General features: G+C 34.2%; 18 protein-coding genes and 1 tRNA gene. 3 read left to right on the forward strand and 16 right to left on the reverse strand.

Features of this window, described 5'->3' with window-relative positions; translation table 11 throughout:
• Positions 1–24 precede the first annotated feature (24 nt).
• A complete protein-coding gene (gene psaA / locus SOI86_RS05570; protein WP_320680866.1) occupies positions 25–2,328 on the reverse strand; it encodes a photosystem I core protein PsaA in 2,304 nt (767 codons plus the stop codon).
• A 334-nt stretch (positions 2,329–2,662) separates the two neighbouring features.
• Here psaA and cobJ point away from each other — a divergent pair, with 334 nt between their 5' ends.
• Together cobJ and SOI86_RS05580 are read left to right on the forward strand one after the other, a co-directional pair.
• Positions 2,663–4,483 carry a precorrin-3B C(17)-methyltransferase gene (cobJ, locus tag SOI86_RS05575; protein WP_320680867.1) on the forward strand — a complete coding sequence of 607 codons (1,821 nt, stop codon included), beginning with the start codon at positions 2,663–2,665 and terminating at the stop codon, positions 4,481–4,483.
• A 91-nt stretch (positions 4,484–4,574) separates the two neighbouring features.
• Positions 4,575–5,366, forward strand: coding sequence for a TIGR01548 family HAD-type hydrolase (locus tag SOI86_RS05580; protein ID WP_320680868.1), 792 nt, complete (start codon positions 4,575–4,577; stop codon positions 5,364–5,366).
• Between the two features lie 240 nt (positions 5,367–5,606).
• On the opposite strand, the gene SOI86_RS05585 is transcribed toward SOI86_RS05580, so the two are convergent.
• Positions 5,607–5,695: transfer RNA gene (locus SOI86_RS05585), tRNA-Ser, on the reverse strand.
• A 61-nt stretch (positions 5,696–5,756) separates the two neighbouring features.
• The gene (alr, locus tag SOI86_RS05590; protein ID WP_320680869.1) at positions 5,757–6,956 is read right to left on the reverse strand and encodes an alanine racemase; all 1,200 of its coding nucleotides are present in this window, start codon (positions 6,954–6,956) and stop codon (positions 5,757–5,759) included.
• Between the two features lie 68 nt (positions 6,957–7,024).
• Between alr and SOI86_RS05595 the strand changes: the two genes are divergently transcribed.
• The gene (locus tag SOI86_RS05595) at positions 7,025–7,534 is read left to right on the forward strand and encodes an HNH endonuclease (protein WP_320680870.1); all 510 of its coding nucleotides are present in this window, start codon (positions 7,025–7,027) and stop codon (positions 7,532–7,534) included.
• A 10-nt stretch (positions 7,535–7,544) separates the two neighbouring features.
• Here the strand turns inward: SOI86_RS05595 and prfA are convergent, their stop codons facing one another.
• The 13 genes from prfA to rplO form a co-directional block, all read right to left on the reverse strand.
• The gene (gene prfA / locus SOI86_RS05600) at positions 7,545–8,639 is read right to left on the reverse strand and encodes a peptide chain release factor 1 (protein WP_320680871.1); all 1,095 of its coding nucleotides are present in this window, start codon (positions 8,637–8,639) and stop codon (positions 7,545–7,547) included.
• A gap of 28 nt (positions 8,640–8,667) precedes the next feature.
• The gene (rpmE, locus tag SOI86_RS05605; RefSeq protein WP_320680872.1) at positions 8,668–8,928 is read right to left on the reverse strand and encodes a 50S ribosomal protein L31; all 261 of its coding nucleotides are present in this window, start codon (positions 8,926–8,928) and stop codon (positions 8,668–8,670) included.
• A 13-nt stretch (positions 8,929–8,941) separates the two neighbouring features.
• Positions 8,942–9,352 (reverse strand): 30S ribosomal protein S9, encoded by a 411-nt coding sequence (rpsI, locus tag SOI86_RS05610; protein WP_320680873.1) that lies wholly within the window; start codon positions 9,350–9,352, stop codon positions 8,942–8,944.
• Positions 9,353–9,361: 9 nt separating this feature from the next.
• On the reverse strand, positions 9,362–9,793 hold the full coding sequence (gene rplM / locus SOI86_RS05615) for a 50S ribosomal protein L13 (protein WP_320680874.1): 432 nt from the start codon (positions 9,791–9,793) through the stop codon (positions 9,362–9,364).
• A 116-nt stretch (positions 9,794–9,909) separates the two neighbouring features.
• Positions 9,910–10,716 (reverse strand): tRNA pseudouridine(38-40) synthase TruA, encoded by an 807-nt coding sequence (gene truA, locus SOI86_RS05620; protein ID WP_320680875.1) that lies wholly within the window; start codon positions 10,714–10,716, stop codon positions 9,910–9,912.
• Between the two features lie 38 nt (positions 10,717–10,754).
• Positions 10,755–11,105: a 50S ribosomal protein L17 gene (gene rplQ / locus SOI86_RS05625; RefSeq protein WP_079318704.1), complete on the reverse strand. Its 351-nt coding sequence runs from the start codon at positions 11,103–11,105 to the stop codon at positions 10,755–10,757.
• 14 nt (positions 11,106–11,119) lie between these two features.
• Positions 11,120–12,058 (reverse strand): DNA-directed RNA polymerase subunit alpha, encoded by a 939-nt coding sequence (locus SOI86_RS05630; protein WP_320680876.1) that lies wholly within the window; start codon positions 12,056–12,058, stop codon positions 11,120–11,122.
• Positions 12,059–12,113: 55 nt separating this feature from the next.
• On the reverse strand, positions 12,114–12,506 hold the full coding sequence (rpsK, locus tag SOI86_RS05635) for a 30S ribosomal protein S11 (RefSeq protein ID WP_320680877.1): 393 nt from the start codon (positions 12,504–12,506) through the stop codon (positions 12,114–12,116).
• Positions 12,507–12,550: 44 nt separating this feature from the next.
• A complete protein-coding gene (rpsM, locus tag SOI86_RS05640; protein WP_025915143.1) occupies positions 12,551–12,916 on the reverse strand; it encodes a 30S ribosomal protein S13 in 366 nt (121 codons plus the stop codon).
• A gap of 42 nt (positions 12,917–12,958) precedes the next feature.
• Positions 12,959–13,075, reverse strand: a complete 117-nt coding sequence (gene rpmJ / locus SOI86_RS05645; RefSeq protein WP_011377173.1) for a 50S ribosomal protein L36 — start codon at positions 13,073–13,075, stop codon at positions 12,959–12,961.
• A gap of 43 nt (positions 13,076–13,118) precedes the next feature.
• Positions 13,119–13,667 carry an adenylate kinase gene (locus SOI86_RS05650; RefSeq protein WP_320680878.1) on the reverse strand — a complete coding sequence of 183 codons (549 nt, stop codon included), beginning with the start codon at positions 13,665–13,667 and terminating at the stop codon, positions 13,119–13,121.
• Positions 13,667–14,986, reverse strand: coding sequence for a preprotein translocase subunit SecY (gene secY / locus SOI86_RS05655; protein WP_320680879.1), 1,320 nt, complete (start codon positions 14,984–14,986; stop codon positions 13,667–13,669). The genes SOI86_RS05650 and secY overlap by 1 nt, the downstream gene beginning before the upstream one ends.
• A 29-nt stretch (positions 14,987–15,015) precedes the next feature.
• The gene (gene rplO / locus SOI86_RS05660; RefSeq protein ID WP_320680880.1) at positions 15,016–15,474 is read right to left on the reverse strand and encodes a 50S ribosomal protein L15; all 459 of its coding nucleotides are present in this window, start codon (positions 15,472–15,474) and stop codon (positions 15,016–15,018) included.
• Positions 15,475–15,476: the final 2 nt, after the last annotated feature.

A 15,476-nucleotide genomic window follows, 5' to 3' on the forward strand; every position in this document is an offset into this window, starting at 1 on the left:
ATTAAAAAGGTGAAGTTCAGGTAATTAGCCCAGACCGAAAAGTCGAGCATGGAAGAAAGCCCAAGTAGTTGCTATACCTCCGAGAAGGAAGTGAGCTACACCAACGGCTCTACCTTGAGTAATTGAAAGTGCTCTTGGTTGTATTGTTGGGGCAACTTTAAGCTTGTTATGAGCCCATACTATTGATTCGAATAATTCTTGCCAATAACCTCTTCCACTGAATAGGAACATCAAACTAAATGCCCATATGAAGTGAGCTCCTAAGAACATCAATCCATACATGCTAATAGCTTCACCATAACTTGTTAATACTTGAGAAGATTGAGCCCATAGGAAATCTCTTAGCCAACCATTGATCGTGATAGCACTTTGAGAGAAGTTTCCTCCTGTAAGTCCCCACACATCACTTTGCATTTTCCAAGAGAAGTGGAATATAACTATTGATATGCAGTTATACATCCAGAAAAGAGCTAAGAATACATGATCCCAAGATGAAACCTGACAAGTACCTCCTCTGCCTGGCCCGTCACAAGGGAATCTAAATCCAAGAGAAGCTTTGTCTGGGATTAGTCTTGAACTTCTAGAGTAAAGTACTCCTTTTAGAAGAATTAATACAACTACATGTATTTGGAAAGCATGAATATGATGGATCATCAAGTCAGCAGTTCCAAGTTGAATTGGAGCTATTGCAACCTTTCCACCTACTTCAACTAAACTTCCGTTAAAAACTTCACTTAAAGCTTTATGAGGTAAACCTTCAGGAGTACCAGCTAAGATTGAAGTGCCTACTGCAGAAGCTTGAATGCTTTGTATCCATTGGGCAAATATTGGTTGAAGTTGAATTGCATTATCACTAAACATGTCCTGAGGTCTACCTAAAGCTCTCATAGTATCGTTATGAATATAAAGTCCAAAACTATGGAAACCTAGCCACATACAAACCCAGTTCAGATGACTTATTAGTGCATCTCTCGCTTTTAAAATCCTATCTAAAACATTATCAATATGTTTTGCTGGATCATAGTCTCTCACCATAGCTATTCCAGCATGAGCTCCAGCTCCAATTATAAATAAAGCTCCTATCCACATATGATGTGTGAATAAACCAAGAACAGTCATATAATCAGTTGCTATGTAAGGATATGGAGGCATCGCATACATATGATGAGAAATCAAGATGCTAAGAGATCCTAGACAAGCAAGGTTGACAGAAAGTTGAGCGTGTCTACTTTCAGCCATGAACTCGAAAAGACCTTGATGACCTTTTGGCGCTGGGAATAATATTGGATCTCCTTGATGAGCTTCTAATATCTCTTTCATACTTGAACCAATTCCATAGTTAGTTCTATATAAATGACCTCCAATTATCGCAATTACACCAAAAGCTAAATGATGATGTGCAATATCAGTCATCCATAAACTACCAGTAACAGGGTTTAAACCACCTTTAAAAGTTAAGAAATCTGAGAAAGCGAACCAATTAAGACTAAAGAAATTACCAACTCCACTAGCTAGACCGGGAAAAATTTGACCTATAATTTGCGGATCACAAAGCTGATGAGGCATTGGCATATCAGCAATAGTTGCGATCTTTTGACCATTGATAACTAAAGGAGATCCAGCGTCAATTGCATCAAGAAGTGCGGCAGTTGGAGCTCCAATATGAATACAATGTCCAGCCCAAGCTAATGATCCAAGCCCAACCAAACCTGCAATATGGTGATTAAGCATTGATTCAATATTTTGGAACCATTCCATTTTTGGAGCAGCCTTATGATAATGGTATATACCTCCGTGAAGCATAAGAGCAGCCATTATTACTGCACCAATAGCTAGAGCCATTAACTCACTTTCGTTAGTAATACCCCAAGCTCTCCACATATGAAAAATTCCAGAGCTTATTTGAATACCGTTGTAGTCTGCACCAAGATTACCGTTTAGCATCTCTTGGCCAACAACAGCCCAAACTTGCTGCGCTCCTGGTTTAACATTAGTTGGATCAGCTAACCAACCTGTGTAATTTGAAAATCTTGCTCCATGGAAAAAAGCAGCACTCATCCATATAAAAATGATTGCAAGATGTCCAAAATGAGCTGAGAAGATTTTTCTTGTTGCTTCTTCAGCATCGCCTGTATGCACATCAAAATCATGTGCATCGGCATGCAAATTCCAGATCCAAGTTGTAGTTTTTGGACCCTTAGATAATTTAGAAGACCAGAACCCTGGCTTATCTAATTTGGCAAAATCAATAGGTCTTGGATCGGCCTTTACAGGATCTTCCAAAACTTTCTTGTTTTTTTCTCCACTTTCTGGTGGGCTGATGGTCATCTAGCACCTCGAAAATAATTGACATTAAAGCCGATTGATCTAATCTTGGACTTATTTTTAATAATAATGTTCAAGAAAACGAATCATTCGGAACTTTAGATATTCGTTTCAAAAATAATAAGGCAAAGATTCTTTCGTTATGCATTAACGTAACAAATGTTCTAATGATTGTTACTATATGAATATTTTGTTAAATTATTGTCTACCACTAATTTATGAGTATTTTTACTCAAATATTATAAGAATTTCTTAAATTTTTTTTTATATTTGACAAAAAATTTTTAAAATACATTGACAGTATATAATTTCAACATAACAAACAATAGTTACTGATTTGGAAGGAATCGCAATAGGTCTATCAAGTAATTCAAAAGAAATTTTAAAAAGACTTAAAAAAACTGAATTTGTTAATGATATCTATATTGCAAGCTCTTCAAAAGATGATGCATTAGAAAATGATCTTTTCAAAATACAAAAGCCTAAAGAAATCTTACTTAATAAATGGTTGGAACTAGATTTAATCATTTTTATAGGCTCAATTGCAGCATCAATACGTCTAATAAATTCTTTTTTAACCTCCAAAGGTCAAGATCCAGGCGTGATTGTAATAGACAACAAATGCTCTAAAATAGTACCTTTACTTGGTTCGCATCAGTCAAATACTCAAAATATCGCATGTCAAATTTCTAATTTATTTGGGGGCCAAATAATAGAAACTAGTAATTCAAAGGATCAAAGCTTCTTAAAACTTGATTCATTTGGGAATCAATGGGGTTGGAAAAGATCTGGCAAAATTCAGAACTGGTCAAAACTAGTAATAAAACAAGCTAAGAACGAAGAAATATTCTGCAAACAATTATCTGGTATTGGTTTATGGAAAACTTCAGAATCAGGAGAGATTATTAATCAAAGTTGTGTTAAAGAAACTGAAAACCCAGATTCAACATTTCACGTGAATATATTCAAAAATCAGGAAACAACTTGGCATCCACCCGTATTATGGATTGGATTGGGTTGTGAGAGAAATACCAGCAAAGAATTAATAGCAAATTCTTTAAATGATTTTTTAGATTCGAGTAATATATCACCTCATTCAATTGCTGGATTTGCAACTATTGATATTAAAAAAGATGAGAAAGGAATTTTAGAACTTGCTGAAGAAAATAACTTGCCTATAAAGTTTTTTACTAAAGAAGAACTTTCAAAAATAAATGTTCCAAATCCATCAAGTGTGGTTCAAAAGGAAATTGGCATATCTTCTGTAGCAGAAGCTTCTTGCTTACTCGCAGCGGGAGAAGGATCAAAAATATTAAAAGAAAAAAGAATTTTCAAAAATAATGCTTTAGCAACAAGTAAATCTGGTGCAGTAACTATTTCTATAGCAGAATCAAAAAATCAATATTATCCAAAAAATGGCGAAATCCATATTATTGGAAGTGGTCCTGGAGATATCTCCTTCTTAACCAATAATGCAAGAGAAGCACTTTCAAAATGTATTGTTTGGATTGGATACAAAATGTATTTAGATTTGATTCAACCCTTAAAAAGGAGTGACCAGGTTTTAATTGAAAGTAAACTTACTGAGGAAAAAGAGAGATGCAAGAAGGCAATTAAACTGGCAGAGGGAGGGATAAAAGTAGCTTTAATTTCGTCTGGAGAATCTGGATTTTATGGCATGGCTGGTTTACTTTTAGAATTACTTCAGAAAATAAAAAAAGAATATAGACCTTACTTTGAAGTACATCCTGGGATAAGTAGTGTTCAATTAGCAGCTGCTCAGAGCGGAGCGCCACTAATGAATGACTTTTGTTCAATAAGTTTAAGTGATAAGTTAACGCCTTGGTCTTTAATAGAAAAAAGAATTCAAGGAGCTCTTTTAGGTGACTTTGTAATAGCTTTTTTTAATCCTCAATCAATTGAAAGAAATTGGCAATTAAGAAGTGCAATTGATCTATGTTTAAAATCTAGGAAGGGTGATACTCCCGTTTTAATAGCTAGACAAGTAGGTAGAGAAAATCAATCCAAAAAATTTTTTACTTTAAAAAGCATTCCTTTTCAAGAAATCGATATGTTATCAATAATTATTATTGGTAATTCTAAAACCACTTTAATTGATGACATATTTCTTACTCCCAGAGGATATTTACAAAATTAAGCTTAGATAATTAATTACTAATCATAAAATGTTTTTTTTGCTTTTTGCTAATAAGAATACTAATCTTTTATAAAAAGCATCACAAAATTCATTGAAAAATATTGGTTTAATTCTATTTGACATCGATGGTGTAATACGAAGCGTAGATAATAGTTATAGGCTTTCACTAAAAAAAACAGTTTACAAATTTTCCCGATGGGAGCCGAGTTATAGAGATATTGATAGGGCAAAAAATGAAGGGATTTGGAATAATGACTGGGATTTAAGTTTAGAGCTTATAAAAAGATTCATAAAAAAAGAGAACTTAAACCTTAAAATACCCACAAGAGAAGAAATAGTTAAATGTTTTGAAGAGTTTTACTTTGGAGGAGATCCAAATCAAGATAGTAAGTATTGGTCTGGATTCATAAAAAATGAAGAGTTATTAGTTGATAAAAAGTTTTTTGATTTTTTGCAAAGAAATGGAATAATTTGGGGTTTTGTTAGTGGTGCAGAGTCTGCTTCGGCAAAATTTGTTTTAGAAAAAAGACTTGGACTAAAATCACCTCCATTAATATCAATGGGGGATGCCCCTGACAAGCCTAATCCTCAAGGTTTTATTGACTTATCAAAAAAGCTACTTGGAGATAAACTTGGTGGTGAATCAAATATGCCCATTGCATATGTGGGTGATACTATTGCAGATATTAATACAGTTATCAATGCCAGAAAAGAAATACCATCTCAGAAATTTATAAGTATTGGAATAGCTCCTCCTCATTTACATTTAAAGTCTCGATTAAAAGAACGTAATTCATACGAAAGAAATTTAGAAAAAGCAGGCGCTAACTTGATTTTAAATTCTATTAATGAACTAAAAAACATTAATCTTAACTTATTTTGAAAAAGTATAAATTAAACAATATTTATCAATTGATTACCAAGAGGTAGTTATTCAGGCTCAATTTTGAAAGGACTTTATGACACCTTTTAGGACATAGCATTTGTCTTTTTGGATTTTCCCAACAAAACAGATACAAATTATATGGCACAAAATTAATACAAATATTACTTTACTTTGTCGCTAAGCATATGATACAAAGCAATTTGCGACTTTAGATTACTTCCTGAAACCGAATAATCACGGAGAGGGAGGGATTCGAACCCTCGACAAAAGTTACCTCCTGTAACTCCTTAGCAGGGAGCCGCTTTCAACCACTCAGCCACCTCTCCAGTTCTTATACATTATCAATTTTTTTGCAAACATTCAAAATTTTTTATTTATTCGAAATGTCTAGTCAACTTGTAATCTGGGTAATCTATTTTTAAAGGAACAAAGAATTTCCCAAGGAATAGTATTAGATACTTTAGCCCAATCAAGAGGAGAAATTGTTTTGTCTCCATCAGAACCTAGTAATACCATTGTACTTCCAATTTTAATGTCACTCGCACCTGTTATGTCCACCATCATTTGATCCATAGTGATAGATCCAACTTGGGGATACAGTGTATTATTGTGAATAACATTTATCTTGCCTGAAAGATTTCTTGGGACTCCATCCGCATAACCAATACTTAATACAGCTAACTTAGTTTTTCTACTACTCACGAATTTCGCTCCATAACTTACATTTACCCCTTTATCAATAATTCTTATAAAAGCTACTTTAACCTTCAAAAATAAAGCTGGTTTAAGCGACAAATGTTTATCTTTTTTGGATAAAGGACTATATCCATACATAGAAAGTCCAACACGTACCATATGAAAATGAAAATCTTTATTAAGAAGCATACCCGCAGAATTAGCCAAATGAATCTTGATATTGTGATTGCTATTAAAGTAAATTTGCTTCAATAATTCCTGAAACTTTTGCATTTGTAATTGTGTAGTACTTTTAGGATCTAATGAGTTGGGTTCATCTGCAGATGATAAATGGCTATAGATTCCTTCTATAGAAATATTTTCGAAAGATTTGATTTTTTCAAATTGCTGAGCAAATTTATTACATTCAAATCCTAATCTTGACATTCCGGTATCAACTTTGAGATGTAAATAAAATTTCAGTCCAAAGTGCTTCCCAATATTATTGCAAATTAAACATTCTCTTATACTACTGATAGTTGGCATAAGATCATTTCTAAAAGATATTATTAAGTCCCTTTTCGTATATAAATTTCCTAAGATAAGAATTGGTTGTTTAACTCCAGAAGAACGAAGCTTAATTCCTTCTTTTAACGTGGCAACGCCTAATTGAGATGCTCCACCTTTGATAGCATATTTAGATACTAATTTTGCATCATGTCCATATCCATCAGCTTTAACAACTGCCATAAATTGACAATTTTTACTTAATTTTGATCTTAACTGCCTTACGTTTGTTTCTATTGCTTTACCTTTAACTTCAATCCAGGCTCTTTGTTTTAGATCTATATCTTTTTCAAAAGTTGGATATTTGTCAAAATTAAATAACTGATTTGTTTGTCGAATTTGCATTAACTTTGCACAATTATATGCGCTTATTGAAATATACAGTTAGCATGACATGTAAATAGTATTTTGGCATGAGCCAGACTCTAGTTTTAAATGCATCTTATGAACCTTTAAATATTACTTCTTGGAGAAGAGCAGTTATTTTGATGATTAAAGGTAAAGCAGAAAGTCTAGAGGAAGATAAATCTTATTCTATACATTGCGGTAGAAAATTGCCTACAGTAATAAGACTTCGTTACTACGTAAAAGTACCCTTTAGGGAAGTTTCCTTAACAAGAAAAAATATTCTTCTTAGGGATAATAATGCATGCCAATATTGTAATTATAGGGGTAATGATTTATCAATAGATCATGTTTTACCGAGAAGCAGAGGAGGAACTGATAACTGGGAGAATGTTACTACAGCATGTCTTAGATGTAATGTACAAAAAGGTAATCGTACCCCTGATGAAGCAAATATGCCTTTAAAACGCAAGCCATACCGTCCATTAAGTAATCTCAATTTTGAAGCCACAAGACAAATTGACTCTGGCAGGCATAAAGAATGGAGTAAATATGTAATAGGCGTTGCAATCGAATAAGAATAAAGTCTTAATTGACTTCTTTATTAAAATCTTCCATCATTCTTTTTTGTTCTTGAGCTATGCATGCATCAATAACTTCATCCAATTGACCAGCGAGAATTGGTTCTAGTGAAAAATTGGACCCCAATCTATGATCAGTTGTTCTGTTATCTTTAAAATTATAAGTTCTAATTTTTTCACTTCTATCGCCAGTTCCAACCTGCGAAAGCCTTTGTGATCTCTCTTTAGCATTAGCTTCTTTTAATTGAATTTCATATAATTTGGCTCTTAGAATTTCCATTGCTCTTTCACGATTTTGCAATTGTGATCTCTCTTGAGTACAAAAAACTCTTATTCCCGTAGGCTTGTGGAGAAGATCAATAGCAGTCTCTACCTTGTTAACATTTTGTCCCCCTGCACCTCCTGATCTTGCTGTGCCAACCTCTAAATCAGTTGGATCAATCTTAACCTCAACAGGATCAGCTTCAGGCATTACAGCAACTGTAGCAGTAGAGGTGTGAACTCGACCTTGGGATTCAGTAGCTGGAACTCTTTGAACTCTATGTACACCAGCCTCGAATTTAAGTTGACTATATACAGAATCTCCCTTAACAGAGATAACTAACTCTTTAAATCCTCCCATATCTGACTCAGAAGCACTAACAGGTTTTACAGACCATCCAATTTTTTGTCCATATCTTTCATACATTCTTGCTAGATCACCAGCCCATATACAGGCCTCGTTCCCTCCAGCGCCCGCTCTAATTTCTAACATTACACTTCTCTCATCTCTTGGATCTTTAGGTAATAAGGCGATTGTGGTTTTTTGAATCAGTTCGTTCTTACATTCCTCTAAGTTATTTATCTCTTCATTAATTAAAGATTCCATCTCTTTATCATTTCTATTCTCTTTAAGTAAATTTTTTGAATCTTCAATTTCCTTATCAGTATCAAGCAATTTATTAAAATCAATAACTAAAGGCTCCAATTTTGACCTTTCTCTTGCTATCGACTCTAATTTTTTAGGATCATTAGCTATATCAGGATCTGCAAGTTGCACTTCCAAATTTTCAAAACTTTCTGAAGCAGTTTTCAACCTTGCAATTAATGTTGAGTATTCCAATTGAAATTTTGCTTAATTTTTGAAAATTCTATTTCTTAGAATCTTTTTCGTCTTTTTTCTCTTTTGAGGTAGCAGAATCAGCTGAACCCATTCCATATTTTTTCATAAACCTATCAACTCTACCCTCTGTATCAAGAATTTTCTGTGTTCCAGTGAAGAAAGGATGATTACCGCTCCAAACATCAACATGTAGTTCAGGCTGAGTTGAGCCAGTTGTCATTACAACTTCTCCATTACAAATAACTTTTGCATCTGGATACCATTTTGGGTGAATTTCTGATTTTGGCATAATTAAAATTCCTTTAACGTTTAGAGAATTGTGGAGCTTTTCTTGCTTTTTTAAGACCATATTTTCTTCTTTCCTTAGCCCTAGGATCTCTACTGAGATGACCTTCAGTTTTTAGAGATTTCCTGTTGTCGGGGGATAATTCACAAAGCGCTCTAGCTGCTCCTTGCTTAATAGCGTCTGCTTGACCTGTTAATCCACCACCATAAACATTCACCAAAACATCATAAGAATTCTCAAGGCCTAGTGTTTGCAAAGGTGCTTTTATTGAATTTAAATGTAGAGGATTGAAGTTTAAGTAATCATCTCCAGAACGACCATTAATTTTTATTTGTCCATTCCCAGGAATCAAACGAACTCTAGCTACTGAAGTTTTTCTTCTTCCAGTTCCCCAATAAACAGCTTTGTTTTTTATTTGACTATTCATTTTGATAAATTAACTATTCAATAATACAGGATTCTGTGCAGCATGAGGATGATCAGCACCTTTATAAACTTTTAGTTTTTTAAATTGCTGTCTTCCTAAAGAGTTATGTGGCAGCATACCCTTAACAGCTTGCTCGATGATTCTTTCAGGAATTCTCTCTTGAAGAGACTCAAATTTTTCAGTTTTCATTCCTCCTGGCCTGCCAGAATGTCTTCTATACAACTTTTGTGATGCTTTTTTACCTGTGACCTCAACTTTTTCGGCATTTACAACAATTACAAAATCTCCAGTATCTAAATGAGGTGTAAATGTTGGTTTATTTTTACCCCTTAATACAGTTGCTATTTCTGTAGCAAGTCTCCCAAGTGTCTTATCTTTTGCGTCTACTAAAAACCAATTTCTTTCAATGGTCTCTATTGACGGAGTAATTGTCTTATTCATTTACCAAATTTATGCAAGTAAATTTAAATACCGTTTTAGATTCTACCTTATTGGAGGAGTTTTAAACAACAATTTTGGATGCTTTACACATACTAATTTGCTTAAATCAACTTTAATTAAGAAAAACCCTTAATTAAAAATACTGGAAAAAAATCATTGTTATTAATTTTTTGAAAAACATTTTCTTCATAAACAGCATTTACAAAACATAACCCCTTAGCTGGAGCAGATTCTTTAACATCATTTTTCTTTTTATTTACCCATCTATCCGTAAAAATTTCTGGCGATATTTTTTGCTCTCCAACTAACACTAGTTGACCAACAATTAAACGGACCATTCCATAAAGAAAACCAGTGGCTTTAATATCAACTAAAATCAAATCCTCTACTCTTTTAATATCTATTTTATTTATTTTTGTAATAGAGTTTTTCCTATTGCTTCCAGTTTTCTGAAAAGCAAAAAAATCATGCTCTCCTTCCATTCTCTTTGATGCATTTGACATTAAAACTTCATCTAATACTTTTTGGTATCTATGCCATGACCAATTATTTATGAACAAGTTAGGGAATTTACTGTTATTAATCACATATCGATAATGTCTATAAATTGCTGAATAGCATGCATGCCAACTATCTTGAACCTCAACTGATTCTAAGATTCTAATTGTTGAGGGTAAAAGAATGTTTAAAACATCTGAATAACTATTACCAGGAATAACAAAATCGATGTCGAAGTGTACTACTTGACCCGATGCGTGAACACCAGCATCAGTTCTACCTGCGGCAAAAGTCTTTACGGGATAATGTGTAATCTTAAAAAGAGCTTTCTCAAGGATTTCCTGAACTGTAGTTGCATTTTTTTGTCTTTGCCAACCTGAATAACTAGATCCATCGTATTGGACTAATAAAGCTACCCTTTTCAAAAGTTATTTTCTAATGTAAAGACCCTTTACAAACTAACTTAAACAAGTTCAATTATAGCCATCTGAGCGTTATCACCTTTTCTAGAGACGGTTCTGACTATGCGAGTATAACCACCTTTTCTATCTCCATATCTTTCTTTTGCTTTTTCAAATAATGAATGAACTAATTTCTTATCATAAATATATCCAATAGCTCTTCTCCTAGAGGCCAAACTACCATCTTTAGCAAGAGAAATCATCCTCTCAGCTTCATTTCTTAAAGCTTTTGCCCTAGCTTTTGTTGTAGTTACTCTACCTTCCCTAATTAACTGTGTAGTCAAACCCCTTAAAAGTGCTTTCCTCTGGTCAGCGGGTTTACTCAATAATGGAATTCTAAGTTGGTGTCTCATAATCTTAAAAATTGTTAAACAGATGTTCTGCTTTGAGGAATAGAAATTCCTATGCGCTCAAGAGCTTCGATAACCTCATCTGCAGATTTAGAACCAAAGTTCTTAATTTCAAGAAGATCTTCATAGCTAAAACCCATTAAATCAGAAACTGAGTTAACTTGAGCTCTCTTTAGGCAATTATATGCTCTAACAGACAAGTTTAGTTCCTCTAAGGGAATTTGAGCTTCTGGAGATGGTTCTGGTTCTTCAGGTATTTCCTCTACCATAGTAACAGTAGCTAGGGGTTGAAAGAGCTCTATTAATTGATTTGCGGCTTCAGCAATTGCATCATCAGGACTTGTTGAGCCATCAGTTACTACTTCCATTTTTAATCTTTCTCTACCTGTTCCACCCTCTGCTACGGCAGTTTCATCAATCGTAAAATTAACTCTTTTTACTGGCATGAATACAGCATCTATTTGAAGTAAATCAATAGCAGTTGTCTCTTCATTTTTACGATCCACTGGTCTATAGCCCACACCTCTTTCAACATGGATCTCTAACTCTAAGTTATGACCCTCCTGAATAGTTGCAATCGGTTTTTCACCATCAACAATTTCAACTTGAGATGAGAATTGTATATCATTCGCCTTAACGTCCATTGGACCGCTTGCCGCTAACCTTCCAATCTCGAGATCTGGATTAGAACTATTAATTGATAGTTGCTTACAGTTGAGAAGTATATCTAAAACGTCTTCTCTAACACCAGGAATAGTTGCATATTCGTGATTAATTCCTGCTATTCTGACTGCAGTAACTGCACTTCCTTCAAGTCCTCCCATAAGGACTCTTCTAAGCGAATTACCCAAAGTTGTAGCTTGTCCCCTTTCTAAAGGACCAATTAAAAAAGTTCCTGTTTGGGAGCGATCATCTGCTATTTGATGGTCGATTCTGTCAATCTGGTATTGCAACACGGAAAAAAATAAGGTTAAAAGTTTTTTTTGGGGGGGGGTTGAGAATGGTTAGGACCTAAACGCGTCTCCGTTTAGGTCTTCTACATCCATTATGAGGTAATGGAGTTACATCTCTTATTAGAGTTATTTCTAAACCGGCCACTTGTAAAGCTCTTATGGCCGTTTCCCTACCTGAGCCAGGTCCTCTAACTAATACTTCTATTTGCCTCATACCTTGATCGAGTGCTCTTCTTGCTGCAGATTCAGCTGCTGTTTGCGCAGCAAATGGAGTACCTTTACGAGCACCTTTAAATCCACTGGCCCCTGCAGAAGACCAAGAAATTACATGCCCAGAAGTGTCAGTTATTGAAACAATAGTATTGTTAAATGTGCTTTGAATATGTACCACTCCATTTGGCACATTACGTTTGGATTTCTTTGAACCTGTTTTTTTTACTGTAGCTGCCATAATCTTTTAATTTAATACTGAAATTTGTGAATAGATTTAATTAATTATTTTTTTCTTCCAGCAACTGTTTTTCTTGAACCTCGTCTTGTTCTTGCGTTAGTTCTAGTTCTTTGACCTCTAACTGGAAGGCTCATTCTATGTCTTCGTCCTCTTACACAACCAATATCTTGCAAACGTTTTAAAGCCATTCCCTCTTTTCTTCTCAAATCTCCCTCTAAAGTAAATTCTTCTGTAGCACCTCTAAGTTTTTGCACATCAGAATCTGAGAGATCTTTGACACGAATATCTGGGTTTACACCCGTGTTAGCAAGAATTAGCTTTGATCTTGTTAAACCAATTCCATAGACGTATGTAAGTGCAATTTCAACTCGCTTTTCGCGAGGTATGTCAATTCCTGCAATCCTGGCCACGTGTTTTGAGTAAGTAAAAGTTTGAATTAAAGGGTTGATAATTTAACCCTGACGCTGTTTATTACGAGGTCTTTTCTTGTTAATAACATAGATTTTACCTCTTCTCCTCACGATCTGATCGTCAGGACTAATTTTTTTGACTGAAGATCTGACCTTCATAGGGGTTTACGAATAAACGTTAATACTTTATTCTACATCATCATCAAGCCATTTTTTGTTTGATATCAGAGGAAATAGTTTTTAAATCTCTATCAGCATCAATATATTCCAACAGTGAAAGATCTTGAAAATATTGAATCAATGGTTCTGTAGTTTTTTTATAAATATTAACTCGTGTTCTTATAGTCTCTTCAGTATCATCTTTTCTCCCTCTTAACATCAAACGCTTAATAAGAACTTCTTCTGGAATATCTAAATAAAAAACCACTTCTAAAGGTTGATTTATTTCGCTTAAGACCTCATTCAATGAGTTTGCCTGAGATAAATTTCTTGGGTAGCCATCTAGAATCCAACCTTGATTATCCTTATCCAAATTTTGCCTTACTATTTTCAATACAAGTTCGTCACTAACTAGTTCCCCACAATTAATAATATCCTTTACTTGTCTACCAAGGATACTATTCATTTCAATTTCTTTTCTTAATAATTCGCCAGTAGAAAGGTGCAAATAAGAATAGGTCTGAGATAGCAATTCAGCCTGAGTGCCTTTCCCCGCTCCGGGGGCGCCTAAAAATAATAAGTGTTTTTTCATTAATTGTTAATTAATCCCTCATACCTTTGAGAAATAACATAAGTTTGAATTTGCTTAGCAGTATCAATCGCAACACCTACAAGAATAAGCAGTGAAGTTGCTCCTAAACCTTGAAAAGTCTGGACATTTGTAGCTCTTTCTACTGCAGCTGGGATTATAGCAACTGATCCCAAAAACAATCCTCCTAATAAAGTCAACCTATTTTGTATCCCTGATAAATAATTTGCCGTATTAGTTCCAGGTCTCACTCCAGGTATTGCTACTCCTCCTTTCTTTAGATTTGAGGCAACATCAACTGGATTAATTGTGAGGGATGCATAAAAATAGGAGAATCCCAAAATCAAGGAGAAAAAGGTAAGAGCATATGGCCATGGATTTGAAGATCCAGGATTTAAACTACTCGCTACTTTTATTAAGACTGGATTGCCTGTCACGTTTGCAATGGTTATCGGTAAGAAGATTAAAGCAGATGCAAAGATAATTGGCATAACTCCGCCTGCATTTAATTTTAAGGGTAAATAACTTTGTCTTGTAGGAAGTAATGTAGAATTTCCTATTTGTCTTTTTGCACTAACAATAGGAATACGTCTTGCCCCCTCCTGGACAAAAATTATCCCAACAATTGTTAGCAAAAAGACTCCAAGCAAAACTGCTATACCTAAAACATCTCCTCGATCACCAGTTTGAGCTTTTTCAATAGTTGAACTTAGCGCCTTTGGTAAAGTTGAGACAATATTCAGAAATATTACCAATGAAGCTCCTTGACCTATACCTTTCTCTGTAATAATTTCGCTAAACCACATCACTAACATTGAACCAGTAACTAACGCTATAGAGGTTTGCAAAACAAATGTAGTGTCACTTATCCCCTCTATTGCATATTGTCGAAGAATTAAAGAAAAAATAATACTCTGCAAAAGCCCCCAACCTAAAGAAACATATCTAGTTATTTGGGCAATTTTTCTTCTTCCTGCTTCTCCCTCATTTTTTTGTAAATCTTCAAGAAAAGGCAATGAAGCTGTAAGAAGCTGAATAATAATTGATGCGTTGATAAAAGGAAGTATACCCAATGCAAATATTCCTAAGGTTGAAATTCCTCCGCCAGTAAAAATATCTAGAAAACCTATTAATTGGCCGCCTTGATCAATAAAACTTTTAAAAGCAATCCTATCAATGCTTGGCATAGGGATATATATACCAAGTCTTACTAAAAGAAGAAGTCCTAAAGTTGTCAAAACTCTACTTCTTAATTCTTTATTCAAAAATAATTGAGAGAGTATTTCTGAAGCGTTAGGATTTCTACTTTTGTTGACAAACATTTGAAGCTTAACTAAATTTTTGCGTAAATTTATTTATTATTTATAAGCTCGCAAGATCCCCCTGCTTCCTCAATTTTTTGTTTTGCAACTTTTGTAAATGCATGAGCTTTGACTTTTAATTTGACCTTAACTTCTCCATTACCAAGGATTTTTAAAGGAAATTTTGGTTTAAAAATCAATCCTTTTTTAACTAGTGAGTCAAGATCAACAGTGTCGTTTTCATTGAAATCATTTAATTTATCTAAATTTATTATAGAAAAGTTCTTTTGATTAATTATTTCAAAGTGCTTTAATTTTGGAACTCTTCTATACAAAGGCATTTGTCCACCTTCAAAACCTGGACGAGTGGGTCTTCCAGAACGTGACTTTTGACCTCTCATTCCAAAACCACATGAAGCACCCTGTCCAGCGGCAATACCTCTACCCTTTCTTAGTTTTTTCTTTCTAGAGCCAGAGTTTGATTTAAGTGTATTTAATGTTGAAGTCATAA

Source organism: Prochlorococcus sp. MIT 1314, from assembly GCF_034093315.1.
GTDB lineage: Bacteria > Cyanobacteriota > Cyanobacteriia > PCC-6307 > Cyanobiaceae > Prochlorococcus_A > Prochlorococcus_A marinus_Y.